We start from the raw sequence: 26281 nt of genomic DNA, 5'->3' as shown, positions 1-26281 counted from the left end.
TACAGAAAGACCAGTACCTTGAATATGAATACAAAAAACTGGCTTTGGTGGCTATTAACCATCCTTGTTTTACTCGGAATTGTTTTAGGACTTTGGGTTGCCACAAAAAGAATTGATTACACCTGGCGTTGGAACCGTGTCCCTCAATACTTTTTTTATCAGGATAAAGACGTAAAAAAGACGGTTATTGATGGTACCGTCACAAAGATCGAACAAAAAGGTAAAACTTCAATAATTACCGTCCATAACTCTGACAACGAAGATAACGTCTTTATTGTCGATACGGAAACCGTTAACCTTGATGTTGATGATTATCTCATGGAAGACGACACTGTCGGTGCTATTCTGGACTGGAAGGCTGGACCGCTCGTCACAGGTCTCTGGGTTACCCTCTGGATATCGGCTCTAGCCAGTATTATCGGTTTAGTTATTGGAGTCGTTACCGGACTCTGTCGGGTCTCCAAAAATCTAACTCTACGGCAATTGTCGATCACCTATATTGAACTGATCCGGGGGACACCCTTACTGGTTCAGCTCTTTATTTTCTATTTTTTCCTTGGTACAGTTCTGGATATTGGTCGCTTAGCATCAGGTATTTTTGCCTTGGCTATTTTTGCTGGAGCCTATGTTGCAGAAATTATCCGTGCAGGGATTCAATCTATCCCTAAAGGGCAGATGGAGGCTGCGCGTTCTCTAGGAATGAATGTCCCTCAAGCGATGATTTATATCATCCTGCCGCAAGCCTTCAAGCGTACATTGCCGCCATTAGCCGGCCAATTTATCAGCTTGATTAAAGATTCGTCACTGGTTTCAGTTATCGCCATTACTGACCTGACGAAAAGTGGGCGTGAGGTAATCACATCAACGTTCGCAGTCTTTGAAATTTGGTTTGTTGTTGCGTTCCTGTACCTAATTTTGACATTCAGTCTGTCACAAGTGGTTGCCTGGGTTGAGCGGAGGTTAGCAGTCAGTGATTAAAACAGTCGATTTAGAAAAAATATTTGTTGGCCGAGGTCAAACAGTGCGTGCTGTTGATGGCATAACGACGCATATAAAACAAGGAGAGGTCGTGGTTGTCATTGGCCCTTCCGGTTCGGGTAAATCGACCTATCTGCGTTGTTTAAACGGACTCGAAACCCTAACCGGTGGTCATGTTCATGTTGATGGCATTGATTTGGCTAATCGGAAAACAGACATGAACAAAATCCGGCGCGAAGTAGGAATGGTCTTTCAGCAGTTCAACCTCTTTCCTCATAAAACTGTCCTTGAAAATCTGGTTCTTGCACAAATGAAGGTCAGGAAGCGGAAACGGATTGATGCTGAAAAAAAAGCCAGAGAATTACTCGAAAAAGTAGGCATCGCAGAAAAAGAAACCAACTACCCAAGTCAACTCTCGGGTGGTCAGCAACAGCGTGTCGCTATCGCCCGTGCCTTAGCCATGGATCCGAAGGTTATGCTATTTGATGAGCCGACCAGTGCTCTGGACCCTGAGATGGTTGGTGAGGTCCTTGAGGTTATGAAACAACTTGCCCGAGAAGGGATGACCATGGTCGTCGTTACACACGAAATGGGCTTTGCCCGCGAAGTTGCGGATCGGGTTCTTTTTATGGATTACGGTAAACTCGTCGAAGAAGGCACACCTGAACATTTCTTTATTGAGCCGCAAGAAGAGCGGGCTAAATTATTCCTCCGACAAGTTTTATAGTCATTTCTTCAGAAACGTTATTGGGCGCCTTTCTGGCGCCCTTTTTTGTGGGACATTATGAAACAAAAAGAATCACATTGGCGCGCAGAGACTTTACGCCAGGGTGCTTCCGCTGCTTGGCCAATCTGTCTTGGTTATATCCCGGTTGGATTAGCTCTTGGTGTCTTAGCGCAGCAAGCAGGATTATCTTGGTGGGCTGTCGCCATGATGTCAGTACTGGTCTTTGCAGGAAGCGCGCAATTTATTTGTGTTGCGATGATAACGACAAGCGCCTCTGTCCCTGCGATCATCTTCACCACATTGATCGTTAATCTGCGCCATACTTTGATGAGTTCGGCTCTTGCTATCTATCTTTCGGGCATTAGCCGTGGTTTTCTGGCGGTTTTTTCCTATGGAATTACCGATGAAAGTTTTGCGGTTAATATGTCTAAGTTCCGTGAGGGACAATGGAACCGCTGGCAAGCACTGACAGTTAATCACGTCGCAAATACTGTCTGGATTGTGGCGACAATTACGGGGACCCTGGTTGGACAACTTGTCCCTAAAGGGGCCTTCGGCATAGATTACGCCCTTACTGGGATGTTTATCTGTCTTTTAGTTTTTCAACTTCATGGCAGAATCTATATTCTTACCGGATTATTAGCGGCACTGATCTCAACCGTCTGGTATCTATTGATTCCAGGAGACTCCTATATTGTCGGGGCTTCAATCAGTGCAGCAACGGTTGGTTACGCTTTAAAACGACATGACCGGAGGGACAAATGAGTTTCTTCGATTATTTGTTTTTATTTATGGGGATGGGCCTGGTAACTTACCTTCCCCGAACCCTTCCACTAATCTATCTGGCCCATAAAAAATTACCACAATGGTTAACAGACTGGTTAGAGTTGATCCCCGTTGCAATTTTAAGCGCCCTGCTGGCCCCCGGTCTTTTCACTGATGGATCCAGTCGCAGTTTGTCACTTGGAAAGACTGAATTTATCGTCGCTATTCCGACATTGATCTTTGCTTTAAAAACCCGTAGCCTTGGTGGAACGGTTCTTGTCGGCATGCTCCTTTATTGGCTGGCAGGATTATTTATTTAACTTTGGAGAAATAATGAACTTAACAGGAAAACAAGCACGCTATCTGCGTGGACTCGGACATCACTTAAAGCCAGTTGTTATGGTTGGTAAGGATGAGGTTAATGAAGCGATCATAGCCGCAACGGATGAAGCTCTGAACAGTCACGAATTAATTAAAGTAAAACTTCAAGAGGGATGTCTGGGAGATCGTAAAGATGTTGCAGCAGAGTTGGCATCGGCAACGGATGCCTGTGTTGCTCAGATTTTGGGTAAAAACTTTCTTCTGTATCGTGAATCTGAAGAAAAGAAGATCAAGCTTCCAACGGCTAAATAATTATCTATGTTCCATTTTGACTTAACTAAAGAACCATTAACGAACTTAGAGCTAAATACACAGCTGCAGACACTCAAAGACGTGCGCAAAACGCAGATAAAGTATTCATGTATCTCAGACGTGCTACACGCATTTGTTTTTATCACTCTATACTTTAACCATTTTCTTTCTGGATACGCCATTACAGCTGCGGTGATGCTCAGCACTGTCATTGCCCTGCTCCTGGCAACTGGAAACCGACAAGCGTTTAAGAGATCTGAAATAATCATTATCTCAGTGGCTTGCCTGGGGACTATTATGACAACCCTGATGCTTCTGAATATGGGCATGAAGCAATCATTTACGGGAAGTCTCATTGCCGCTTTAGCCTCGGGATCCATTGTGGTTATCGGGGCAACATTGGGGAGAAAGATTAAAACAGTGATGACAACAATTGAGAGTATGCGTTCGATTGTCGATGACAACATCGCTAAACAGAAACTTATGGCATTATGCCGTCAGTTTCCTGAACTAGATCATTACCGTGAAGTGGCAACACAGTACCTAAGACCCCATTTAGCCTATGGTGAACTGACCGCTATGCAAGAGTGGGCTGAGAAGCACCCCTAAGCCCTCTCAAAAGGCTCATAGAGCCGTTTGTACTCGTCTTGAGCATATCGGTCTGTCATGCTGGCGATATAGTCACATATCACCCTCTCAACGCCATACTTAGCAAATCGCTGTTGATGACGTTCAGGTAATAAGCCTGGTGTCGTGATATAGTTTTCAAACAATAACGTCAAAAATCTTTCGGCCTTAACCCGCATCCGCTCAACTTTTGAATGGCGATAGAGCCTTTTATAAAGAAATTTTTTCAATTGACGATTTAATTGCATCATTTCAGGGCTGAGGCTGACCAGGTTTTTATCATGATTGCGGACATCTGCAAGACTCACAATATTATTGTTGCGTAAATTATCCATAGTGGTACTCACCAGATCATGAATCAACTCCCCGATTAAATAGCTGATTGTCTGTAAAATATGACGTTTATCATCGAGTGCTGGATATAAATTTCCCACCATGACGAAGGTACGTTGCCATAACTCCACCTCGGTCAAATCTTTCAAAGTGATAAATCCGGCCTTGAGTCCGTCATCAATATCGTGGTTGTTGTAGGCAATTTCATCTGCAAGATCAATGATCTGAGCTTCAAGTGAACCCCGTTGTTCAGGTTTATATGGTTGAATAGCTGCACTTTCAGCTCCATCATAATCGGATGAATGTTTGATAATCCCCTCCCGTACCTCCCAACTCAAATTGAGACCATCAAAAAGGGGGTAACGATGCTCAAGCAGCTCAACTATGCGCAATGATTGCTGATTATGTTCAAAACCACCATGATCTTTCATCAAACGTTTGAGAACATATTCACCAGTATGACCAAACGGTGTATGCCCAAGGTCATGAGACAGAGCCAATGCCTCAACCAGATCTTCGTTGAGTTTTAAATTTCTTGCGATACCACGAGCAATTTGGGCAACCTCTAAAGAGTGGGTCAGGCGGGTCCGGTAATAATCTCCTTCATGGTTCACAAAAACCTGAGTTTTGTATTCAAGTCGACGAAAAGCAGCACAATGAATGATCCGGTCACGATCACGTTCAAACGCCAGACGTTCATCTTTGAATGGCTCCTGATATTGTCGACCAAGACTTTGATCACTAAAAGCAGCATAAGTTTCCAGTCCTTGTTCACGCATAAATATCCTCCCTTAACGGTGAAGTCCATAATACTGCCATACAGTGTCAGAAAAAGTCACAAACAATCTCATCCCTTATAAACATTTTGTAGCACAAAAGGACGGTTACGGATTAACAACCAGAGGCAGCCAGTCATCAGTCCGACCAAAAGCTGAAGAGAACCTAGAGTCCAGATAAGGTTATGGGAATTGAGCGAAACAAGTTGCATACCGAGGCTCCCCATAATCATACCAAAAAAATTGATTAATGCCGACGCAGAGCCCCCATCTTGTTGTTGCTGGTCGAGCATCAGATTGACCCCAGGGACCCGCATAACAGTCACAACCAAGGTTCCCAGTGCAATACATAGGGCAAAAACCCAGGGAGATGTCATCCCCAAAGTCATTACTGCAATACCGCAACATATAATAAGGGGAAAACCTCCAGAGATAATTCCTCGGGGAGTAAAAGATTTTGATAACTGCAAATAGAGCATTGGACCCACCAATGCAAAGGCAGCGTTGAAAGCAAGAAAGTAGCTATATTGTTGTTCATTTAAACCAAATCCGTCGATATAAATAAATGCTGATGTCGAAAGAAAAGACATTATTGTCATGGGACCAACGGAAAAGATGGCAAGCAACACTGCGAATTGGGGATTTTTTAGAACGACGAAAAGGCGTCCCAAGGAACGAAGAGGTGATCCAGAATACCGCTTCTCGATGGTTTCTTTCATGGTTGAACTTATCGCAATGGCAATAATGCCGATTCCAGCCAATGCGTAAAAAACTGCCCGCCATGAGATATATTTGAGCAGGATAGCTCCCATGACAGGGGCAACAATCGGTGCAATAATGACCATCGACATGACGAGTGCCATTACCCTCTCCCGCTCTCGACCACAATATAAATCCTTCACCATTGCCGTAGCGATAGCTGTCGCTGCACTCCCACCAAATGCCTGAAAAATACGACCAAGAATCAGTTGGTTGACAGTTGCGGCAAAACCGCACAGCAAACTGGAGACAATATAAATCGTCAAGCCGATGAGCAATATGGGCTTACGTCCATACTTTTCACTTAAAGGCCCCCAGAAAAGCAATCCCCCTGCATAAAAAATAAAAAACATGCTCAAGGTCATGTTCACCTTGGAGATACTCGCCGCCAAAGTTTCGACCATTTGCGGTAAAGCGGGTAGATACAAATCGGTTGAGAGTGGTGGGAAAGCACTAATCAGCGCCAAAAAAAGGATGATTTTCACGTTTCCAGAAAATTTATGTCGCGTTTTCAAATTGGGGCTCCTCAAATGAATATCGCTCTTCTTGACGATCTACTCAAAAAGAGTTCTTGTTATTTCATAAATTGATTGAAACTGAAACGGTAAATACGTAACAAACTCTCTAAAGAACGGGCTGAGGGCCAATAACAAAAAGTTAATTTTGACAATCCGAAACAGAGCGTTCAAAATGACGCAAATCAATGGATTAAATTTGCTCAGAGAGGAGCTTGGAGCGAATATGATCGTGGCTGTCATCATGGAGGACAAATGAAAGAAAAACGGTGTCCCTTTTGTCTGCATGAAAACTATTGCATGGTGGAGACATCAGAGATGTGCTGGTGTCATGATGTCGTGGTTCCAGATGAACTTATTGAGTTACTACCACAAACAAAGTTATCGCAGTCCTGTATCTGCCAAAAGTGTATAGATTTATTTCATAAGGATCCATCGACCTTTAAAGCTAAATACGGTCATAAATCCTTAAAATCAGGTTGAAATTATGTCAACACATATCGACCATCTTGTTGTCGGAGCGGAATCCCTTTCTCAGGGAGTTGATTATGTACGTTCTTGTATGGGTGTTGATATTCCCTATGGTGGTACCCATGAAAAAATGGGGACCCACAACCATTTGATGAAGATCGGAAAAGAGCTTTTTTTTGAGATCATCGCTATCAATCCGGATATGGATCCACCCGATCGACCCAGATGGTTTGGCTTGGATGATCCTGCTGTCCGGCAACAGATTGCCCAACAACCGAGATTACTGACTTGGGTAGTAAATACTAATAATCTCAAAAAACTGATGCAACAAACCTTGCTTTCTTTTGGCAACATCGAGCCGATCACCCGTGGAAAATTAAGCTGGGACTTTGGACTTCCCGATGATGGCAGCCTTATCGCTGCCGGCATGTTGCCCTATCCCATCCAATGGCATAGTGACAAACATCCGGCGACAGAGATGGTCGATCTCAATTGCAGATTTCTATCTCTAAAAATCTATCACCCCTATCCAGAGTGGTTACAATCAGCACTTGCAACCATTGGGGCGCAAAAACTGGTCAAAATAATCCCTTTACCTAAAAATGCGCTGCCATATATGGCTGCTTCATTCAACACCCCAACAGGGCTCAAAACATTGAAAAGTTACAGCGCAACCGCAGGGGGCGTTTGTCCGACAATGCGGTAAATCTATTCAAAAAGTAATTGGTTACGAAAATGAAGAGTGAACGGGAAGATAATGGCTGAAAAAAAATTAAAGGAGGAGGCGGAAAAATACATGCAGATAATATCGATCAGTCGCTGCACCCGAAAACTCAATCAATAAGCAACTGATTATTCGACTCTTTATTCAGCGCTGGTTTCTACCCCTTAAAAGCTGCCATCCCTGACGGATTTCTTCCACCCTCAACAGGTAGCAACTGCCGAAGAAGATCAAGAGACCAACCGCAATCGCACCAAATAACACTATAGATTTGTTTACGACTGCCCCCACCTGCATCCAGTCGGCAAAACCGAGCAACATCGTAACCACCATAGCCATCAACACACAGGCCGGTATGACTTTGATAACTGGTTTATAAAGGCTGGTCTGGAGAAATGATCCAACTTTTCGCTGCAACAACAACAGCAACATGAAAGCGTTAAACAACGATGCCAGCGTCAATGAAATTGCCAGTCCCAGAAACCCCCAATACTGCATCAACAGCAATCCAGCAAAGAGATTAACCAGGAGGGTCCAGAATGAGATAATAACCGGAGTTCGGGTGTCCTTTAAGGCGTAAAAGGTCTGTGCGGCGATGCGACTATAACCAACGAAAATAAGTCCGGGAGCATAACAGATAAGCGCAAGAGAGGTATTTTCCAACGCCGACATGTTGAACTCCCCACCAAAAAAGAATAAGGAATAGATCGGCTTTGCGCAGAGGATAAGTCCGACAATAGCGGGCAAAGTAAAAATGGTGATAAGAGTGAGAGCAAAGTTCAGAGATTGCTGTAATCCATCTTTATCGTCCTCAGCAACCTGCCTACTCATCATCGGCAAAGCGGCTTGAGCCAGAGAGACAATAAATATACCCTGCGGAAATTCAAAAAGTCTCTGTCCATAATAGAGATAAGAGACACTCCCCTCAGGGAGAAACGAGGCGAGTAAACGTGTCACAATAATATTAATTTGATAGATGGCAACACCGGCAATTCCCGGCAACATCAGGTTTCTAATTTTACGTAATGAAGGATCATGGCGAAAATTAAAATCGAACCTTAATCTGATTTTATAGCGACATAAAACCGGGACCTGTAATAACAGTTGTACTATTCCACCCAATAAAACCCCGATAGCCAAAGCAAAAATAGGTTGCGCAAATAGGTGACCCAGAGTGAGGGCGCTGATGATCATTGACAAATTTAAAAACAGCGGTGAGACAGCAGGAACAAAGAAATGACCGCGAACATTTAAAATCCCAGTCAATAAGGCGAGGACTGAGACAAACCCAATATAGGGAAACATGATGCGATTCAATTGGTTCGTTAACTGCAACTTCCCTTCAACTTGACCAAATCCATAGCCAACACCCTGAACAATCCAGGGAGAAAACAAGACCCCGAGTGAGACCACGACCAACATGACGATCATAAGTAAACTGACACAACGATTGGCAAGTTGCTGTGCATCTTTTTCACCACGTCGATGAAAGGTTTCAGAAAAAATCGGGACAAAGGCTGCAGTTAAAGAACCTTCACCAAAAAACCGGCGCAACAGATTGGGGATCGTAAAGGCCATGAAGAAAGCATCGGTCATCATTCCGGCACCGAACAGACGGGCAACAACGATATCCCTGACCAATCCAGCGACTCGACTCATCGAGGTGGCTGATGCCATGATAATGGTGGCCGCAGTCATTTTCTTTTTATTTGTCATTACCAAATTTTAATCCCTTGCATCTCCACCCTAAGAGTTTGAAGATGCGAGTTTTTTTTCACATTAATGATTTTATTCTAACTTGACAGGCGAAATATTAACCATTAATATCGCGGAACTTTCGTAGTTAAGCAATCAATTAATAATCAAGGAGAAACAATTCGTGGCCAACCATAAATCAGCAGCAAAACGTAACCGCCAAAGTGAAGTCAGAAGAGCTCGCAACATGCATGTCCGTTCAACTATGCGTACTCTCGTTAAGCAGGTCAGAGAAGCAGTCACTGCTGAAAACAAAGAATTAGCACAAGCAGCGTTTGAAAAAGCAGTCCCTTATATCAGCAAGACAGCGACCAAAGGGATTATCCATAAAGCAACCGCCAGTCGTAAGATTTCCCGACTGACAAAGCTTATTAATACCCTGAACTAAATAATGTTTTAAATAAAATGACAAAGGGAGCTACTGCGTAGTTCCCTTTTTTTATTGAGATTTAGTTTTAACCAAAGCCAAAATTAAACTTTCAAGTAAGGCTCTGGAATTAGCTCCGCTCGACTTCATCGCCAGATCAGCCTGAAGGAACAATTCATAAGCGCGGATAAAGTCGTTACGTGAGAACTTTTTTCCTTGTTGAATCAACCCCGTGACCACAAATGGTGGAACCCCGGCGAGACTGGCAATATCTTTGGTCGGGTATTTTTGCACTTGCAATTCCCGAACTTTCCAGAGTCGTCGGAAGTGCATGACTAAGAGAGAGAGAATCTTCAGTGGTGCTTCACCTGCATCATTGAGACGCATCACCAAAGTCAACGCCTTGCCGATATCACCAGATCCGACAGCATCCCCGATATCAAAGACATTTTCAGCTCGGCCTCTGGAAACAACGGCCTGAACATCGATAACATCAATCAGCGTGGCAGTCCCAATGTAATTTATTAATTTATCAAGTTCGGCATGAATCTCATGGAGATTAACCCCAACCATGGAACAAAAAAGTTCAACCGCGTCAGCAGAAATCTTGATGTCACGTTGGTTGAGGGTGTGGCGGACATACTGAGGTAGCTCTCTCTCTGTGAGCGGCTTAAATTCAACAAGAGAATTGTTTTTTTTGAGTTTTTGAAAAAATTTACGCCGGTTATCTACTTTTCCGGCGATGAACAATAAGCAAGTCTCAGGAACAGGATCGAGAATATAAGGGAGTAGCTTTTCAAGTTCAGCAGCAGGAAGTTGATGGGCATCTTTTACTGACACCAGACGCTTATCGGCAAAGACCGGCAAAGTCATCGCAGCAGCGAGAATCTCGTCGGCCTTAACTTCCTTAGCATAAAACTGATTGTCATTAAAATCATCGTGCCCCGCAGGGAGAACCACCTGCCTGACTGCTCGTGCCGCCTTTTGAATCAGATATGGTTCTTGACCACAGAGGAAAATAACTGATGGAACCTGTCCTGAACGAAGTCTCTGGAATAGTTCAGCAGCATTCATCGACTAAAAGTCATCTAGCATCTTATAGAGGATCTCTTCAGCCATCCGCAAGGTAATTTCATTAATAGCATTCTGTTCGAGATCATCCTCGTCATTTTTGTTCGCTGATGAACTGTATTCCTCACTCCAACTGACGGTGCCAGTCCATATCGGAGCCTCAGTATTTGGTTTTTTCAAGGTCACATCGACAACCATTGTGGCCCGATATTCACCAATATCATCGTTGCTATCATAGGATAGAGCCCGACTTGAGTAACTGCGGATAGTCCCCTCTAAAATAGCTTCAGCCTGTCCGATATGCTCAACTTGTGAAATCTTGTTATTGCGCGAAAACACTTCACTGACTCGGCTGGTTAACTTATTATCCAATTGCGGTTGAGATGTCTTGTTCGTAAATAACTGGATATAAACTTTTTCAACACCTTCAGGAAGCGTTCCCCCCTGCCCCGGAAAATGATATCCACAGCCCGCCAAGAACAGAAACAGAAGAAGAAAAAAGGCAGATTTCATTTATTTCACCACAATATTAACTAAGCGACCAGGAACGACGATAATTTTACAGACCTCTTTGGCTCCAATAAATCTTTGTACATTTTCATCGGCTAAGGCTTCGGCCTCAATAGCTTGCCGTTCAGCTGCAGTTGCGACACTGATTTTGCCCCGCACCTTACCATTCACTTGAACAACCAGAGATATTTCTTCAGTCACCAATGCCGCTTCATCCCAGGTGGGCCAGCCAGATAATTCGACACCCTCTTCATGTCCCATCGCGTGCCATAACTCTTCACAAATATGAGGAACAAATGGATTTAGCAAGCAAACCACAGCTTCCAAGGCTTCACGTAAGACGCCAGGACTTTCCTTGGCTGATTTAAAGGCATAGATGGCATTCACCAGTTCCATAACTGCAGCAATGGCTGTATTGAAGTGGAAACTGCCATCAATGTCTTCACTGACCTTTTTGATGGTTTGGTGGGTCTTACGACGTAAGTCAGCAGCCTCTCCGGAAATATCAGCTCCAACTTTAGCGTCGGTTATCAGTTCTTTGTTATCAGCAACCGCTCTCCAGACACGGTTAAGAAAACGGTAACAACCTTCAACCCCCTGCTCATTCCACTCCAGATCTTTTTCTGGAGGGGCCGCAAAGAGGGAAAAGAGTCGCGCAGTATCCGCACCATATTGATCGATCAATTGATTCGGATCGATAACATTCTTTTTTGATTTACTCATTTTTTCAGTGCGACCCTGCTCAACAAGCTGCTGACATAGCTCACATTTGCCATCGATCACCTGTTCAGGATATAACCAACCATGCTCGGGACAGCGTTGCGTCTCTTTGCAAACCATCCCTTGAGTCAACAGGTTGGTAAAAGGCTCATCGACATCCATCAAGCCTAAGTCGCGTAATATTTTGGTATAAAAGCGAGCATACAGAAGATGCATAACCGCATGTTCAATGCCACCAATATACTGATCTACCGGCAACCAATAATTAGCCGCTTTCTTATCCAAAGGCCCATCGGTATAGTCTGGACAAGTGTAACGGGCAAAATACCAGGAACTCTCGACGAAAGTGTCAAAAGTATCCGATTCCCGCCTGGCAGTTTTGCCACATTTTGGACAACTCACCTGCAAAAACTGTTGATGTCTGGCTAAGGGGGATCCCCCTTCACCGGTTAATTCAACATCGGTCGGCAAAACAACTGGCAGATCCTCTTCAGGGACTGGGACGGCGCCACAATCATCACAATAAATGATGGGGATTGGCGTCCCCCAATAGCGCTGTCTGGAAACCCCCCAGTCACGAAGGCGATAGTTTACAGTCTTCCGTCCAACGCCAAGGTTATCAAGAAAAGCCGCTATCTGCTCTTTTGCCGACTCATTGTCGGTTCCATCAAACTGATCGGAATTTACCAGAAAACCAGGGTCAGAATAGGCTTCTGTCAATTGATCAGCGACCAAGTCAACGTCTTTCGGTTGAATAACCACCCGTATCGGCAAATCGTACTTTTTCGCAAATTCAAAATCACGTTGATCGTGAGCTGGGACCGCCATAACGGCGCCGGTTCCATAGCCCATTAAGACAAAGTTTGCAAGAAAGACGGGTATTTTTTCACCGTTAAATGGATTTAAGCAGTATGAACCTGTAAAAATCCCTATTTTCTCTAAATCACCGCTGGTTCGATCAGCCTTATCCTGACGTTCAACGGTAGTCATAAAATCTTGAACAGCCTGACTCTGTTCTGCTGTTACTAACTTTTCAACCATCGGATGCTCAGGAGCCAGACTCATAAACGTCACGCCAGCAAGCGTGTCTGGACGTGTCGTAAAGACCTTGATCTTTTCATCGTCTCCAGCGACTTGAAAATCAATCTCACAACCATAGCTCTTGCCGATCCAGTTACGTTGCATTGCTAATACTCGTTCAGGCCAACCGGAGAGTTTATCCGTCCAATCTAAGAGTTCATCTGCATAATTGGTGATTTTAAAAAACCATTGATCTAACTCCTTTGATTGCACTTGATTATGGCAACGCCAACAACAGCCATCTTCAACCTGTTCATTCGCGAGGACAGTCTGACAATCTTCACACCAATTGACAGAAGATCCTTTTTTATACGCTAATCCCTTTTCAAACATTTTTAAGAAGACCAGCTGTTCCCAACGGTAATAATCGGCATCGCAAGTAGCAAACTCACGCTTCCAATCATATGAAAGACCAATTTTTTTTAACTGATGACGCATGCTAGCGATATTTTCATAAGTCCATTTAGCCGGATGAATACCATGCTCAATAGCGGCATTTTCAGCAGGCATACCAAAAGCATCCCAGCCCATAGGATGGAGAACATTAAAGCCCTGCATACGCTTAAATCGAGCAACAACATCTCCGATTGCGTAGTTGCGAACATGCCCCATATGAATACGACCTGAAGGGTATGGAAACATTTCAAGCAAGTAATATTTTTCTTTAGTTGAATCCACGGAAGCACTGAAGGGTTGTTCTTCTTGCCAGATGTGCTGCCACTTCGCTTCGACATCTTTAGGATTATACTGGTTATCCATAATTCCTCCACAGCGTGCAGCAGCACCGCTGTCTTACAAAGCTAGCATATACACGAAAACCGGCAGATGCCGGTATCATGATAAAAAAGATCATCAAGGGACAAATCCCTTGGTTTCTCGCATTTTTAAATCAGGCTAAACCCTAATAAACGGAGTTATTTTGCCCGATAGGTAATACGACCACGGGTCAAATCGTAAGGAGACAACTCAACGGTTACTCGATCGCCAGGTAGAATACGGATGTAGTATTTACGCATTTTTCCTGAGATATGCGCCAAAACAACATGATCATTGTCGAGCTTTACTCTAAACATCGCATTTGGTAGTGGCTCTACAACGGTTCCTTCTACTTCTATTGCTTCTTCTTTTGCCAACGCTTCCTCCTGAATATATAGTTTTAAACAACGAGTTTTATTACATGTTTACACCAAGCTGTCAAGCCTGTGAATGAGCACCTAATGTCGCATCTCTGGATCAAGAAGGCGCCGCACAACCTCAATAAGCCGCGCAGTTTGTAAAGGTTTAGTGACAAATTCGCTAGCGCCACTTTGCAGTGCACGTTCCCGGGTCATTTCTGACCCTTCCGTAGTGATAACAACAACAGGCAAATCAGCATTCACAACATCATTGCGGATCAGACTCACGAGTTTTAAGCCATCCATTATTGGCATATTGACATCTGTTAGTAATAAATCATATTTCTTTGAAGATAATTGCTTTAATGCAGCAACACCATTATCCGCCTCATCGACAGATAGATCAGGGAGCCGCTTCAACGCCAAAACGATAAATTGTCTCATAGTTGGTGAATCGTCGACGACAAGAACTTTACGCTGATGCATTGACTGTCACTTCACTTTCTTTCGGATTGTAATTGAGTTCGTAACCCATCATAAGAGTGGTTACGCCTTATCTCCCCAAAAGCTGTTCGATCGTACCCATAACCGCAGCGGACTTGAAAGGTTTCGTTATATATTTTTCAGCCCCCACCTCTTCACCACGCCTTATATCTTCTGGCGTCTTCTTTGCTGACAAGAGTACAACCGGGATATGACTGGTTTCTGGGCTGTTCTTGATTCGTTTACACACTTCAAAACCATCCAGCTCTGGTAACATGATGTCTAGCAAAATCAAGTCTGGAGGTTCCATAGCAACGGCCTCAAGAGCCGCCAGCCCTGTCGTTGCACCCTGGACAAGATAACCCTTGGTCGTAAGCAGGATACTTTCCAATTTCAGCAAACTTTCTTCATCCTCAACAATGAGAATTTTTTTTTGCATAGCAATAACCTCCGGTTCGCAAGACGCTCAATCCTGATTATAACAAAAGAAAAACAGGTTTGACTTATAAATCTTTTCCAGCGCCGCGCAACGTCTGCTCCATGGCAAGCCCTGCCTGCGACAGAAAGACTTCAAAAGCATTGGCATCCTGCATCACCTGGTTACCCGGCCCACTGTCTCCATACAAAAGGGCAACAACTTTGCCGTCGCTCACCAGTGGACCAAGAAATACCTCCTCGGGTTCTCCGTTTAAAAACTCTTTAAGACTTTCTTCTGCCGCTGTATTTTTAAGTGCAGAACGAACAGCCACCTTCTCTTGAATGACTTGGGCAAAAAGCGATCCAGAATCAATATGAAATTGCATTTTCCTGACGATGCTATCCGCACAAAGACTGCTATCAGCCAAACCAAACTGACCGACACCAACTAAATGGCTCCCTCTGACATCGAAAATAATTGCCCGTCCCATGATCTCACTGGCATAGCGGAGGATTAAAAGGATAATTCCACCACCAAGCTCATAATGTTCAAGCTCCGCCAGCATTCCCCTTAAACGCTCTAAACCGGATTGTGTTTGCTGGGTTTCCCGTTCTGCCAGTTCTCGCTCAATCAACTCTTGATCAATTTTCTTTTCAGGACCCGATTCAATGACTTTCAACCCTTTAACTACCAGACGTTGCGGGCTCAGCCCTTGCTCAAGCATAAAATCGAGGGGATTTAGTTGAGCGCTCCCGAAGCCCTCCATCTCGCCCAACTGAAAAGAAAAAGATCCTTTGTTACAGGAGAAAAAACTGAAGATAATTTTTTCTATCTGTGCCGCAACGATTTTTTCAATTGCAGCAGAAGACACCATATAATCTTCAACTAAAATCTGCCCCAAGGGCCGGTGAGGTATCGTGGATTTTTGAGATTTGAGGGCCTGAACAATCACATCTTCGGTAACAACATTCCCCTGACGTAAGAGTTGACCTAGTGTTTCAGGAAAAATATTAGACGTGGCCCTGACGACCTGTCCATCCGAAAAGTAGACCACCCCAGAACCATTTTGACATTTGAGACTCAGGGTTCCTGATTTCTTACTTAAACTAAGGATTTGCAGAATATCGCGTATTCCCAGATCCTCTAAACATCCTTCAAGTGCCATTCTAAACGCTCTTTTTCCCCCGGCCTTTAAATTCTAAACGCACAGGGACTTGATCTAAGTTGAACTTCTCTCGAAAACAATTCACCAGATAACGTTGATAAGAAAAATGGATTTTGTCAGGACGATTGGAAAATAAAACAAAGGTCGGTGGCCTTACTGCGGCTTGAGCGGCGTAATAAAATTTGATTCTCTGGTCTCCAGCCATAGACGGTGGATGCTTACTGACAAATTCCTCTAATCCTTGATTCAACTTTGCCGTTGGTATCCTTTTATTGAACTCCAAGGCAACCTCTTCCACTTTAGACATAATTTTATTGACTCTCTGCCCGGTTAAAGCAGAGACAAACAGGAGTGGCGCAAAGGGGAGATATTTAAAGCGACGCTGAACTTCAGAGATAAATTTTCCCATCGTTTGATCGTCTTTTTCAGGCAGATCCCATTTATTAACGACAAGGATCAAAGCGCGACCTTTTTCGTAGGCATAACCTGCTACAGCCAAGTCCTGATCAGTCACTCCGTCTGCAGCATCAAGAACCATCAGCACAATGTGTGCACGATCCATGGCTTTGAGTGCCGTGACTGCGCTGTATTTTTCAACGGTTTGACTAATACGTCCTTTCCGTCTGATCCCAGCAGTATCGATCAAAACATATCTTTGCTGGTTATAAGTAAAATCGGTATCAATACTGTCCCGAGTGGTGCCGGATACAGGATTGGCAACAACACGTTCATATCCCAACAACCGGTTGACAAGTGATGACTTACCCACATTTGGTCGACCAACGATCGCCATCCTGATTTCGTTTTCAGGCTCCGGTTTTTCAGGCACCGGAGGCAAGATTTTTTCTAAATCGTCAATAAGGTCAGTAATCCCACGACCATGTTCAGCCGAAACGGGGTAAAACTTATCGATTCCCAAAGAGTAGAAATCGACCGTATCAAGCTCTTGCTTGTCGCCATCAACCTTATTTACCAGAAAAAAAACGGGCTTATTGATCTGTCGAAGCATTTTGGCGATTTCGATATCTGCCGGAGTCAATCCATCCTTAACATCCATCATGTGAAAAATAATATCTGCCTCTTCGACCGCCAATTGTGACTGCTCACGCATTTGGATCAGCAGTCGATCTTCACTGATCGGCTCAAAGCCTCCAGTATCGATTAGCAGAAACGGGGTTAAAAAACGGGTCACTTCAGCATAGTGCCGATCACGTGTGACCCCGGGAAAATCTTCAACAATCGCTTTACGTTTTTTCAGTAACTTATTGAATAGGGTAGATTTTCCTACATTAGGTCTACCAACAATGGCAACGGTTTTTATCATTCGGAGTCATTCTTCCTTTGTTTACTTTTTGCTATAACCAAGCTCACGCAACATGCGTTCGTTCTGGCTCCAGTCTTTATCAACACGGACAAATAATTCCAGGAAAATGCGAGTTCCAAGTAATTTTTCTATATCCTTCCGCGCTTCCTGCCCTACAGTTCTAATCATATGCCCGCCCTTACCAACGATAATCTTTTTATGACTGTCCCGTTCAACATGGATTGTAGCTTGGATAACAACAAGATTTTTTGCGGGCTTTTCTTCAAACGTATCAACCATGACTCCGACACCATAAGGGATCTCTTCACTGGTGCGCCGCATGATTTTCTCTCGGACCATTTCAGCAACAATGAAACGTTCGGGCTGATCCGTCAACATATCTTCAGGGTAATATCGTGGACCTTGCGGTAGATAGGGCTTAATCGCTTGCAACATATCCGGAACCCCATCGCCACTCTTTGCCGAAACCGGCACCACCTGAGAAAAATCAAATCGATCGGTATACTGTTGAATCAAGCTCAGTAATTTGGGTGGTTTTACCAAGTCGATCTTATTAATAATCAGAAAGACAGGGACCTTTGATTTGTCCAACAGCTTGAGGATATATTCATCACCTCCGCCTGGAGAATCATCAGCCTCCACCAGAAACAGAATCAAATCCACATCGGCACAAGCGCCAATAGCCTGATCGACCATAAATCGATTCAGCTTACCTTTTGCTTTATGAATACCCGGGGTATCGACAAACAAGGCCTGACCGTCCGGAAAGTTATGAATACCAAGTATCCGATTGCGCGTTGTTTGCGGTTTATTTGAGGTGATCGCAATTTTCTGACCGAGAACACGATTAAGCAATGTTGATTTGCCGACGTTCGGTCGTCCAATGATGGCAACGTAACCTGATAAAAAGTTATGATTTGTCATGAGTTAAAGTGTCTTTCTTAAAAACAGTGTGATCAAGTGCTACGGCAGCCGCCTTTTGCTCAGCACTTTTCTTACTACTACCACTCCCCTTACCCAACAGCTTGCCGCAGGAATGGACTTCCATAGAGAAGACCCGCTCATGCTCCGGCCCAGAGACTTGAACCAGTGTATATTCAGGAAGATGCCCAAACTGAGCCTGTAATCGCTCCTGCAAGCAGGTTTTATAATCACTCCCATAGCGGAGCAAGGCGGATTCCTCTATTGCACGACTAAAAATTCGATCAATGACTTCGCTGGCAACAATAAAGCCACCATCACAATAGATCGCTCCAAGAAGAGCCTCGACGGCATCGGCAAGTAAACTGGGCTTTTCACTGCCACCGGTTTTTGCTTCCCCCTTCCCCAAACGCAATCCAGTTCCTAGTCGCAAATTCTTGGCGATGCGGAACAAACCTTTTTCGCTGACAACCTCGGAACGAATTCTGGTTAAACCGCCTTCGGGAATATCGGGATAATGGTTAAACACCCAATCACTGATAACCAGCTCCAATACAGCATCACCCAAAAATTCTAACCGCTCATTGTGAAGGACAAACTCAGGTTGTTCATTACTGAATGATTTATGTGTCAGAGCCTGATATAACAAACTCGAATCATTAAAAGTATAACCTATAATCTTTTGTAATTCGTCTAGATATTTATCCACATCTCCTCCAAGCTTATATTTTGGGCGGAGTATAACCAAGTTGAATATTCAGCACAATGATTAGACCAAGGTATTTATCGAATAAATGGTTTAACCTTGATTCATTTCATTGTCGTTATCTATAATAATTGTTTACTTTAAGCTAGTGACTCTCGCAGATTTTTAAATACATCACCCTTGCATCCGTTAATAAACAGCCGACTTTATGACATTTGATGAAATAACTGGCCACAAACGAGAGAAAGATATCCTGCTACGGGCAATCAGTCGTCGGCATATTGCCCACGCCTACCTGTTCGATGGCCCCGAAGGGATAGGTAAGAGGCTTGTTGCTACCTCTTTCATACGCACATTGCTGTGTACACAGGGCACCGGCTGCGGTCACTGTCCCTCCTGTTTGAAAATTGATCATAATAATCATCCAGATATTCACTATCTTCTCGCTGAAGGGGCGGCTCTTAAGGTTGATCAAGTTAGGGAATTACAACAGGTCCTCTCATTACGACCACTCGAAGGTGATTATAAGATTTGCCTGGTCGATGGCGCTGAACATTTCACGGTAGGTGCAGCCAATGCCTTATTAAAAACTCTGGAAGAGCCTCAACAAGGGACAATCATTATTCTCATTACCAGTCAGCCAGAAACGTTGCTGACGACGATCCGTTCACGTTGTCAGAAGCTAACCTTCAGACCGCTACCGAAACAACAGATTGCCAAGGTCTTGACGCAAAAGCTAGACCTGAACAACAGTGACGCAATGATTTTAGCAGCCCTTTCTGAGGGAAGCTTCAAAAAAGCATTAGGAAAGAATCAAGAGTTATTTCTCGAAAAACGTCGAAAACTGATTCAATCCTTGTCAGCGCTATCAGCAGGCAGTATTATCCCTACCTTCGCTTTTGCTGATGAACTTGATTCAGAAAAAGAATTACTTCCTGATATTATAGATATTTTTCAAACTTTTTATCGGGATATCCTCCTGCTTCGTCATGGATGCTCGGAAGACGATCTTGTCAATATAGATCTTCTCGATATTTTACATAGTCAGAGTCAATTTTTTTCAACGCCGAGCCTAATGACAAAATTAAAGGCATTAGAATCCACACGTTTCCATTTACAGCGTAATGTCAATTGTCGGCTGGCGCTGGAGGTTATGTTGATGAGGATTACAAATGCCTGATTTAATAAGGATTATAGTCATATGGATGGACTTAAAATAGTTAGTATATCTTTTCACACTGCTGGGAAAATTTTTGATTTTGATTCTCAGGATTTCGAATTATCTCTTGGCGACAAGGTCATTGTTGAAACTGAACGTGGTCGTGCCCTCGGGAAAGTTGTCAGAGATGTGCGTGAAATCACCCCAGACGAAGCGCCACCGAAATTAAAATCGATCCTCCGGATTGCAACGGAGAGTGATTTGCAGATGGCACAAAGTAATGCCTTGCGCGAGCAAGAAGCTTTGCAGTTCTGTCAACAACGGGTAAAACAGCGGAAAATGGAGATGAAACTGGTTCGAGCAGAATATCTGTTCGACGGTTCAAAAATCATCTTCTATTTTACCGCTGATGGTCGTATTGATTTTCGAGAATTAGTCAGGGACTTGGCGCAACACTTTCGTACCCGGATTGAAATGCGTCAAATTGGTGTCAGGGATGAGGCCAAACAAGTCGGTGGTTTAGGGATTTGTGGCCGTGAACTTTGCTGTAGCAATCATTTACGAGAATTTGTCCCCGTCTCTGTCAAAATGGCAAAAGCACAAGGTCTCGCACTAAATCCAACCAAAATTTCAGGCCAGTGTGGTCGTTTATTGTGCTGTCTAGCGTACGAGTATGAGACATACAATGAAATGAAAAAGACCCTGCCAAAATGCGGCAAAAAACTGCTCTTAGAAACTGGTCCTGCTGAGGTTATTTCAAGAGATATTCTGGCACAAAAAGTGACTCTTATCCGCAATGGCGAGCGCCGTCAGTTGCACATCGACGACCTTAATAAAGAGATAAAAGCGGCGGAAAAGAAACAGGATGAAACGGTTGGAACCAACTCCAATCCAGCAGATAAGCAAGCAGCTCAACAACCACAAAAGCCCAGACGTAAGCCAGTCAAATCAAATCATCGTGTGGCCAAAAAGCATAATGCCGAAAAACCTCCAGTCAAGCCGGAGCAGAAAGCTAAGCAGGAAGAGCCGACTCAGGAGAAAAGTAAACGTAGACGCAGAAGGCCAAGGCGGCGCACCAACAGACAAGCAAAGCCCACAGATAATCCATCTTGATGTGTAGAAATCATCTTGCTATAACCATAAATCAAACGACAGAAAAACCCTTCACAGGAGCAAGACATGAGTAAAACTTTTTATGTTACCACCCCAATTTATTATGTTAATGATGTCCCCCACATAGGACACGCCTACACCACTCTTGCCTGTGATGTGATTGCTCGTTACAAACGTGCTCGTGGTTACGATGTGGCCTTTTTAACCGGGACAGACGAACATGGTCAAAAAGTTGAGACGGCCGCAAAAGCAAACGGTGAAACCCCTTTGGAACTTGCAGACCGTGTCGTTAAGCGCTTTCAAGCATTATGGACCAAACTGAACATATCCAACACCGACTTTATCCGCACGACTCAGGAACGTCATAAGCACACAGTTCAGGAACAATTTAAAGCCATTGAAGCCAAGGGTGATATCTATCTTGGTGAATATGAGGATTGGTATTGTACTCCTTGCGAAACATTCTGGACTGAGACACAGCTACTTGATGGCAACTGCCCTGATTGTGGACGGCCAACAACCAAGTTAAAAGAAGAATCCTATTTTTTCCGAATGAGCAAATATCAGGATCAATTACTTAAACACATCGAAGACAATCCAGATTTTATCCAACCCAAATCACGCCGAAACGAAATTCTGAGTTTTGTCCGTGAAGGATTACGGGACCTTTCCATTTCTCGAACATCCTTTTCCTGGGGGATACCAGCCCCAGGGAATGAAAAACACGTCATTTATGTCTGGTTTGATGCTTTAACCAACTATATTTCTGCCCTTGATTACCCGGAAGACCAAAATGGCAATTTTGCGAAATATTGGCCAGCAACTCACGTTATCGGAAAAGATATTTTACGTTTCCACGCCGTCTATTGGCCAACTTTTCTGATGGCCGCAGGTCTGCCGCTGCCCGAAAAAGTTTTTGCCCATGGTTGGTGGACGGTTGAAGGGCAAAAGATGAGCAAAAGTTTACGTAATGTCGTAGAACCGAACATGTTGATTGATAAATATGGGGTCGATTCGATCCGCTATTTTCTGCTACGCGAGGTCCCTTTTGGCCTAGATGGAGATTTCTCTCACAACGCCCTGATCCACCGTATCAACTCGGATCTGGCCAATGATTTAGGCAATCTGGTTAGCCGTTCAACCGCAATGCTCAACAAATATTTCAAAGGGGAACTCCCGACTCCAGATAAAGGCAATGAGACAGATCAGGCCTTGATTGACATTTTTGCGACGAATATCATTAAGATTGACTCGCTGCTAAGTGACCTTGCATTCAACAAAACTCTGATTGCCATCTGGGAACTGATTTCAGCAGGCAATAAGTACATTGATGAGACAGCCCCTTGGGCTCTAGCTAAAGACCCAGAACAACGTCAGCGATTATCCACGGTTATCTACAATCTTTTGGAATCAATTCGAATCATCGCTTTGATTGTCGCTCCATTTATGCCAGACACCGGTAAAAAAATTCTACAAATACTGGGCTGTGATTCAGACAATCCAACCCTGGATGGGCAAGATCAATGGGGGGGGCTGAAACCAGGGACAACAATAGAGAAAGCGGCACCACTGTTCCCACGGATAGAAACAGAGTAACAACCATACAAGGAGTACTGATAAGTGGCGGAATATCAAGATTCATTGTTAGTCGACAGTCATGCTCATCTCGATGGTTCACAATTTGTAGACGATTTGGACGCGACAATAGATCGTGCCACAGCCAATGGCATCAGTCACATTCTGACCATTGGCTGCGATCTTAAAAGCTCAGAACAAAGCATTGCTATTGCCAACAAATATGAACATATTTTTGCGGCAGTCGGTGTTCATCCCCACGATGCCGTAGAAATTGACGATGAATCTTTAAAAATATTGAGGTCAATGCTGACCCAACCGAAAGTTGTCGCCTTAGGAGAGATCGGTCTTGATTTTTATCGAGATCGATCGCCACGTGAGATTCAACGTTATGCCTTCCGCCGGCAAATCCGACTCGCCAGAGAAATGGGCAAACCGATCATTATCCACGATCGTGATGCTCACAATGAAGTCATCCAAATACTGAAAGAAGAGAAATCTTCTGAGATTGGTGGTGTTCTCCACTGTTTCAGTGGGGATTTACAGATAGCTGAACAATGTCTAGAGCTTGGTTTTTACCTGTCGTTTACCGGAACCATCACCTACCCTAAAAATCAGGAGATCAGAGACGTCATTAAACACATTCCAATCGACAGGATGTTGGTTGAAACTGATTGTCCCTATCTATCACCCCAAAAATTTCGAGGAAAACGCAACGAACCCGCATTAGTTCGTTATACAGCTGAAAAAATTGCTGAAATCAAAGACCTCACGATTGAGGATGTAGCAATAATAACCAGCGCCAATTGTCGAAGTCTGTTTGGTTTAGGTGCTGTGAAAGTGACATCCGTATAAAGAGGAGAGTTACTTCCCAAAAAGTTTATTCAACGTATTATCAAGCATTTTCTTTACCGATTTTTTGTCATCCTGATCTGCTTGTCGTACTTCTTCAGCATGTTGCTGATTGTTTATTGCAACGATTTGTTTTTGTAACGCTTCTGAATCATAACCGAATTGCGGCTCACTGAGATCGCCCTGTACCAACAGAGGCAAACGCCCCCACCCTTGCCGGTCTGAAATTGTGTGTTTTAAGTTCTGACTGATGTTCATCTTGGCTAGAATTTCAGGAGCAAAGTTTGTACCGACCAACAGATCGACCTGCCCTGCAGAGCCAATTGTTCCAAACGGAGAAATTTTTACCCTGGAGCTATCAAGATGGGTACTGATCTGGGATACGCCATCTTGCCATTCATACTGCCCGGACAAAGAATCAAAGTTCAGTGTTTTCAAGTCCGTACTGCCGAGAAACTCAGCCAAACCGTCCTGCATTGACGAACCACTGAGTTGACCATTGGTGAGATTAAAACTTCCCTTAAGGTGTAAATATCTAAGGACATTAGCAGCAAGAGTCCCCCGTCCCGAAAAGGAATTGTGCAATTGCAGACTGCCTGAAATATTTGATTGTAAATCCGGTAAAACCCCACCGACAAGGGGAATAATCTTTGACTGACTAACAGCAAGAGTTCCCTGATAAGTCAAGCCCTGCTCCGCCAGATTAATAACAGAGGACGTTTTTAATTCACCTCCAGCGACAAGTCCGTCAAGGTTGAGAATGGTCAAGTAATTGTTTTTTAAACTTAGGGTCGCTGTAACCTTATCCAGAGGGAGATCATTATAAAGCAAACGATTAATCGCCACCCCACCAGTCAGATCAACAGGGAAATCAAAGGGGCCAATATCATCAGCCAAAGAGGGTTGTCGTTGCAATTCACGAGAGCGGTCACGGTTTCTTGTAGTGGAGTTATTAACGATGTCACTTCGACCAAGAAGTTTGTTGACATCCAATGTTTGAGCCGTCAGAGTAAAATTCCCTTGCAGATGATGCTCTTGGACATTCTCAAACTTAAACTGCAACAACGCCTGCTGATCTCCATACTGCAATTGCAGATTTTGAGATTGAAACATGCGATCCTTATATACTAGATCTCCACTGACCCCGGCGCGTAGATTCTCTGCACTAGCCCGCACATCGGTCAAGTTTAAGCGAGCAGATTTCAGCAGCTCGGTCCCAGAACTTAAACGTCCTGACAAATCAATCTGTCCGTCGACAATTCCAGCAATACTGTATTTCTGATAGGGTCTGGTCAAATCCGCAGGGAGACTTTGCATGACCTCACGCAGGTCAATTTTTTTTAAAAAAAGTGTCGCGACAAGGAAAGGATCAGTCGCAGAAAGGTCGACCTTTCCTTCAGCTCCAAGGTTGATATCGTTGATACTCAACAATAAAGTCGATAAATCAAAAAGCTCTTGGGTTGCATCGTAAGTCAGGGCATAGTCTACCGTTAATTGTGTATCTTTAAGTCGCGCATGGGTCTGACTGTTAAATATGAGATCAACATTATCAAGAGCCACCATCCCTTTAGATGCAATCAATCCTGGTTGTAGGTCAGCTTCTAATTTAAGAGCTAAATTTGCCGATCCCAACGTACCCGGAAGAGAGTCGCGGTAATAGGGTGCAAACGGAAGTATGTCCAGCGGGGCCAAGTGAACGGTCAAATCTCCGGTTTGTTGTGAGAGATCATAATGACCTGATATATCGATGTTTGATCCATTTAGAACCGCAGAGAGATCAACCGGAAAGGGTTTATCAAAGGCTATTTGCCGCGCCTTTATCTGTAGATGGTTGAGGGTATAACGAAATGGGGAGACAGGGTTTTTCAATTTATCAACAAACAGGAGAGTGCCATCATTAACGATGACCTCTTTGACCAGAAGATTAAACGTAGCCGATAAAATTTCGGATATATTGATGTTATCAATAATAGGATTAATGTGACTGCGTGGGGTCTTTGAAATCAATAAATCACTGAAATTATAATCCCCTTGATCGAGGCGCGAACAGGAGATAACAGGACGGTCAAAGTTGACCCGATCGATAATCACATTCCCAAGTAAGAGGGGTAAAAGCTGATAGTGAAGTTCAACAGCTTCAACTGTGAAGAAGATATCCTTGCCATTCTTCTCTTTAACATTGAGATCAGAAACAGAAATACCGGAGAACAAACCAATCGAGACGGCACCAAAATCAACCTCTCTATCCAGTGTTTTTTCAAGCAATGGAAGAAATTCTTTTCTTACGTTATCTGCAGTGACATGGGTTTTCACAAAGATCGTCAGAACAACAGCAAGAATCGCCGCAACTACGACAAAGTAAATACTTATTTTTACTGGTGTTGACATATAATTACCCCCAAAAAACGACCAAGATCGATATTTTAACTTTTATGACTAAAAAAGTAACACAAGAATTAGAATTTACTGCTGAAAATGACATAAAGCAACGTAATATTGGAAAGCATCCACAATTATCAGCATGAGCAATCCTCATACCGATTATTGTTAACGAAACCCAACCATTCCGCGACAAAACCACCCAAAAATAATTCCTGCGAATAAGTTGCTGTAGCAGACAACAGGAATCTACCCATTGGTAA

The 26281-nt window shown here is 43.7% G+C and carries 27 protein-coding genes; 13 read left to right on the top strand and 14 right to left on the bottom strand.

The window, feature by feature from the left end; translation table 11 throughout:
* Positions 1 to 24: 24 nt before the first annotated feature.
* The 6 genes from BLU87_RS11125 to BLU87_RS11100 all read left to right on the top strand — a co-directional run bounded on the left by BLU87_RS11125 (position 25) and on the right by BLU87_RS11100 (position 3712).
* Positions 25 to 978 carry an amino acid ABC transporter permease gene (locus tag BLU87_RS11125; RefSeq protein WP_092348288.1) on the top strand — a complete coding sequence of 318 codons (954 nt, stop codon included), beginning with the start codon at positions 25 to 27 and terminating at the stop codon, positions 976 to 978.
* Entirely contained in the window at positions 971 to 1705 is a 735-nt protein-coding gene (locus tag BLU87_RS11120) for an amino acid ABC transporter ATP-binding protein (protein ID WP_092348285.1), read from the top strand. Before BLU87_RS11125 ends, BLU87_RS11120 begins: the two co-directional genes overlap by 8 nt.
* Before the next feature lie 57 nt (positions 1706 to 1762).
* Positions 1763 to 2470, top strand: a complete 708-nt coding sequence (locus BLU87_RS11115) for an AzlC family ABC transporter permease (protein WP_092348282.1) — start codon at positions 1763 to 1765, stop codon at positions 2468 to 2470.
* Positions 2467 to 2790 carry an AzlD domain-containing protein gene (locus tag BLU87_RS11110; protein WP_092348276.1) on the top strand — a complete coding sequence of 108 codons (324 nt, stop codon included), beginning with the start codon at positions 2467 to 2469 and terminating at the stop codon, positions 2788 to 2790. The genes BLU87_RS11115 and BLU87_RS11110 overlap by 4 nt, the downstream gene beginning before the upstream one ends.
* A 13-nt stretch (positions 2791 to 2803) precedes the next feature.
* Positions 2804 to 3103 carry a ribosome assembly RNA-binding protein YhbY gene (gene yhbY, locus BLU87_RS11105; protein ID WP_092348273.1) on the top strand — a complete coding sequence of 100 codons (300 nt, stop codon included), beginning with the start codon at positions 2804 to 2806 and terminating at the stop codon, positions 3101 to 3103.
* 120 nt (positions 3104 to 3223) lie between these two features.
* Positions 3224 to 3712: a hypothetical protein gene (locus BLU87_RS11100; RefSeq protein WP_139167548.1), complete on the top strand. Its 489-nt coding sequence runs from the start codon at positions 3224 to 3226 to the stop codon at positions 3710 to 3712.
* Here BLU87_RS11100 and BLU87_RS11095 read toward each other — a convergent pair.
* Positions 3709 to 4842: a deoxyguanosinetriphosphate triphosphohydrolase gene (locus BLU87_RS11095; protein ID WP_092348266.1), complete on the bottom strand. Its 1134-nt coding sequence runs from the start codon at positions 4840 to 4842 to the stop codon at positions 3709 to 3711. The genes BLU87_RS11100 and BLU87_RS11095 overlap by 4 nt on opposite strands.
* Positions 4843 to 4910: 68 nt before the next feature.
* The gene (locus BLU87_RS11090; protein WP_217637498.1) at positions 4911 to 6113 is read right to left on the bottom strand and encodes a multidrug effflux MFS transporter; all 1203 of its coding nucleotides are present in this window, start codon (positions 6111 to 6113) and stop codon (positions 4911 to 4913) included.
* Between the two features lie 255 nt (positions 6114 to 6368).
* Between BLU87_RS11090 and BLU87_RS17995 the strand changes: the two genes are divergently transcribed.
* Both BLU87_RS17995 and BLU87_RS11080 read left to right on the top strand, forming a co-directional pair.
* Positions 6369 to 6596 carry a cysteine-rich CWC family protein gene (locus BLU87_RS17995; RefSeq protein ID WP_092348263.1) on the top strand — a complete coding sequence of 76 codons (228 nt, stop codon included), beginning with the start codon at positions 6369 to 6371 and terminating at the stop codon, positions 6594 to 6596.
* 4 nt (positions 6597 to 6600) lie between these two features.
* Entirely contained in the window at positions 6601 to 7290 is a 690-nt protein-coding gene (locus BLU87_RS11080; RefSeq protein ID WP_092348257.1) for a VOC family protein, read from the top strand.
* Positions 7291 to 7452: 162 nt separating this feature from the next.
* Here the strand turns inward: BLU87_RS11080 and murJ are convergent, their stop codons facing one another.
* The gene (gene murJ / locus BLU87_RS11075) at positions 7453 to 9021 is read right to left on the bottom strand and encodes a murein biosynthesis integral membrane protein MurJ (RefSeq protein ID WP_092348254.1); all 1569 of its coding nucleotides are present in this window, start codon (positions 9019 to 9021) and stop codon (positions 7453 to 7455) included.
* A gap of 163 nt (positions 9022 to 9184) precedes the next feature.
* On the opposite strand from murJ, the gene rpsT reads away from it, so the two are divergent.
* A complete protein-coding gene (gene rpsT / locus BLU87_RS11070) occupies positions 9185 to 9448 on the top strand; it encodes a 30S ribosomal protein S20 (RefSeq protein ID WP_092348251.1) in 264 nt (87 codons plus the stop codon).
* 51 nt (positions 9449 to 9499) lie between these two features.
* Here the strand turns inward: rpsT and holA are convergent, their stop codons facing one another.
* The 10 genes from holA to rnc form a co-directional block, all read right to left on the bottom strand.
* Positions 9500 to 10501, bottom strand: a complete 1002-nt coding sequence (holA, locus tag BLU87_RS11065; protein WP_092348248.1) for a DNA polymerase III subunit delta — start codon at positions 10499 to 10501, stop codon at positions 9500 to 9502.
* A gap of 3 nt (positions 10502 to 10504) precedes the next feature.
* Complete coding sequence (locus tag BLU87_RS11060) at positions 10505 to 11011, bottom strand: LPS-assembly lipoprotein LptE (protein ID WP_092348245.1); 507 nt, start codon at positions 11009 to 11011, stop codon at positions 10505 to 10507.
* Complete coding sequence (gene leuS / locus BLU87_RS11055; RefSeq protein ID WP_092348243.1) at positions 11012 to 13567, bottom strand: leucine--tRNA ligase; 2556 nt, start codon at positions 13565 to 13567, stop codon at positions 11012 to 11014.
* Positions 13568 to 13722: 155 nt separating this feature from the next.
* Complete coding sequence (gene infA, locus BLU87_RS11050; RefSeq protein WP_092348240.1) at positions 13723 to 13941, bottom strand: translation initiation factor IF-1; 219 nt, start codon at positions 13939 to 13941, stop codon at positions 13723 to 13725.
* A gap of 81 nt (positions 13942 to 14022) precedes the next feature.
* A complete protein-coding gene (locus BLU87_RS11045) occupies positions 14023 to 14409 on the bottom strand; it encodes a response regulator (RefSeq protein WP_092348237.1) in 387 nt (128 codons plus the stop codon).
* Positions 14410 to 14476: 67 nt separating this feature from the next.
* Positions 14477 to 14845, bottom strand: coding sequence for a response regulator transcription factor (locus BLU87_RS11040; RefSeq protein ID WP_092348236.1), 369 nt, complete (start codon positions 14843 to 14845; stop codon positions 14477 to 14479).
* A gap of 64 nt (positions 14846 to 14909) precedes the next feature.
* Positions 14910 to 15989: a DUF4388 domain-containing protein gene (locus tag BLU87_RS11035; protein WP_092348235.1), complete on the bottom strand. Its 1080-nt coding sequence runs from the start codon at positions 15987 to 15989 to the stop codon at positions 14910 to 14912.
* A gap of 1 nt (position 15990) precedes the next feature.
* On the bottom strand, positions 15991 to 17313 hold the full coding sequence (gene der, locus BLU87_RS11030) for a ribosome biogenesis GTPase Der (RefSeq protein ID WP_092348234.1): 1323 nt from the start codon (positions 17311 to 17313) through the stop codon (positions 15991 to 15993).
* A 21-nt stretch (positions 17314 to 17334) separates the two neighbouring features.
* A complete protein-coding gene (era, locus tag BLU87_RS11025) occupies positions 17335 to 18237 on the bottom strand; it encodes a GTPase Era (protein WP_092348231.1) in 903 nt (300 codons plus the stop codon).
* Positions 18224 to 18943 carry a ribonuclease III gene (gene rnc, locus BLU87_RS11020; protein WP_092348228.1) on the bottom strand — a complete coding sequence of 240 codons (720 nt, stop codon included), beginning with the start codon at positions 18941 to 18943 and terminating at the stop codon, positions 18224 to 18226. The genes era and rnc overlap by 14 nt, the downstream gene beginning before the upstream one ends.
* A 205-nt stretch (positions 18944 to 19148) precedes the next feature.
* Between rnc and holB the strand changes: the two genes are divergently transcribed.
* From holB to BLU87_RS11000, 4 genes are all read left to right on the top strand, one after another.
* Positions 19149 to 20120: a DNA polymerase III subunit delta' gene (gene holB, locus BLU87_RS11015; protein WP_092348225.1), complete on the top strand. Its 972-nt coding sequence runs from the start codon at positions 19149 to 19151 to the stop codon at positions 20118 to 20120.
* A 21-nt stretch (positions 20121 to 20141) separates the two neighbouring features.
* Positions 20142 to 21212 (top strand): PSP1 domain-containing protein, encoded by a 1071-nt coding sequence (locus tag BLU87_RS11010; protein ID WP_092348224.1) that lies wholly within the window; start codon positions 20142 to 20144, stop codon positions 21210 to 21212.
* Positions 21213 to 21278: 66 nt separating this feature from the next.
* The gene (gene metG / locus BLU87_RS11005; protein WP_092348223.1) at positions 21279 to 22808 is read left to right on the top strand and encodes a methionine--tRNA ligase; all 1530 of its coding nucleotides are present in this window, start codon (positions 21279 to 21281) and stop codon (positions 22806 to 22808) included.
* Between the two features lie 24 nt (positions 22809 to 22832).
* Positions 22833 to 23642, top strand: coding sequence for a TatD family hydrolase (locus BLU87_RS11000; RefSeq protein WP_245706463.1), 810 nt, complete (start codon positions 22833 to 22835; stop codon positions 23640 to 23642).
* A gap of 9 nt (positions 23643 to 23651) precedes the next feature.
* Here the strand turns inward: BLU87_RS11000 and BLU87_RS10995 are convergent, their stop codons facing one another.
* Complete coding sequence (locus tag BLU87_RS10995; protein ID WP_092348222.1) at positions 23652 to 26027, bottom strand: AsmA family protein; 2376 nt, start codon at positions 26025 to 26027, stop codon at positions 23652 to 23654.
* Between the last annotated feature and the right edge of the window lie 254 nt (positions 26028 to 26281).

The organism is Desulfuromusa kysingii (assembly GCF_900107645.1).
Taxonomy (GTDB): Bacteria; Desulfobacterota; Desulfuromonadia; order Desulfuromonadales; family Geopsychrobacteraceae; genus Desulfuromusa; species Desulfuromusa kysingii.
The sequence above is the reverse complement of the archived record's forward strand: the minus strand, read 5'-3'. Positions and strand labels throughout refer to the sequence as shown.

Excerpts from the sequence above, each read along its gene's own strand:
- BLU87_RS11125 (WP_092348288.1), top strand. The coding sequence starts at position 25 with ATGAATACAAAAAACTGGCTTTGGTGGCTATTAACCATCCTTGTTTTA.
- BLU87_RS11115 (WP_092348282.1), top strand. The coding sequence starts at position 1,763 with ATGAAACAAAAAGAATCACATTGGCGCGCAGAGACTTTACGCCAGGGT.
- BLU87_RS11110 (WP_092348276.1), top strand. The coding sequence starts at position 2,467 with ATGAGTTTCTTCGATTATTTGTTTTTATTTATGGGGATGGGCCTGGTA.
- yhbY (WP_092348273.1), top strand. The coding sequence starts at position 2,804 with ATGAACTTAACAGGAAAACAAGCACGCTATCTGCGTGGACTCGGACAT.
- BLU87_RS11095 (WP_092348266.1), bottom strand. The coding sequence starts at position 4,842 with ATGCGTGAACAAGGACTGGAAACTTATGCTGCTTTTAGTGATCAAAGT.
- BLU87_RS17995 (WP_092348263.1), top strand. The coding sequence starts at position 6,369 with ATGAAAGAAAAACGGTGTCCCTTTTGTCTGCATGAAAACTATTGCATG.
- BLU87_RS11080 (WP_092348257.1), top strand. The coding sequence starts at position 6,601 with ATGTCAACACATATCGACCATCTTGTTGTCGGAGCGGAATCCCTTTCT.
- murJ (WP_092348254.1), bottom strand. The coding sequence starts at position 9,021 with ATGACAAATAAAAAGAAAATGACTGCGGCCACCATTATCATGGCATCA.
- holA (WP_092348248.1), bottom strand. The coding sequence starts at position 10,501 with ATGAATGCTGCTGAACTATTCCAGAGACTTCGTTCAGGACAGGTTCCA.
- BLU87_RS11060 (WP_092348245.1), bottom strand. The coding sequence starts at position 11,011 with ATGAAATCTGCCTTTTTTCTTCTTCTGTTTCTGTTCTTGGCGGGCTGT.
- leuS (WP_092348243.1), bottom strand. The coding sequence starts at position 13,567 with ATGGATAACCAGTATAATCCTAAAGATGTCGAAGCGAAGTGGCAGCAC.
- BLU87_RS11045 (WP_092348237.1), bottom strand. The coding sequence starts at position 14,409 with ATGCATCAGCGTAAAGTTCTTGTCGTCGACGATTCACCAACTATGAGA.
- BLU87_RS11040 (WP_092348236.1), bottom strand. The coding sequence starts at position 14,845 with ATGCAAAAAAAAATTCTCATTGTTGAGGATGAAGAAAGTTTGCTGAAA.
- BLU87_RS11035 (WP_092348235.1), bottom strand. The coding sequence starts at position 15,989 with ATGGCACTTGAAGGATGTTTAGAGGATCTGGGAATACGCGATATTCTG.
- der (WP_092348234.1), bottom strand. The coding sequence starts at position 17,313 with ATGATAAAAACCGTTGCCATTGTTGGTAGACCTAATGTAGGAAAATCT.
- era (WP_092348231.1), bottom strand. The coding sequence starts at position 18,237 with ATGACAAATCATAACTTTTTATCAGGTTACGTTGCCATCATTGGACGA.
- holB (WP_092348225.1), top strand. The coding sequence starts at position 19,149 with ATGACATTTGATGAAATAACTGGCCACAAACGAGAGAAAGATATCCTG.
- BLU87_RS11010 (WP_092348224.1), top strand. The coding sequence starts at position 20,142 with ATGGATGGACTTAAAATAGTTAGTATATCTTTTCACACTGCTGGGAAA.
- metG (WP_092348223.1), top strand. The coding sequence starts at position 21,279 with ATGAGTAAAACTTTTTATGTTACCACCCCAATTTATTATGTTAATGAT.
- BLU87_RS10995 (WP_092348222.1), bottom strand. The coding sequence starts at position 26,027 with ATGTCAACACCAGTAAAAATAAGTATTTACTTTGTCGTAGTTGCGGCG.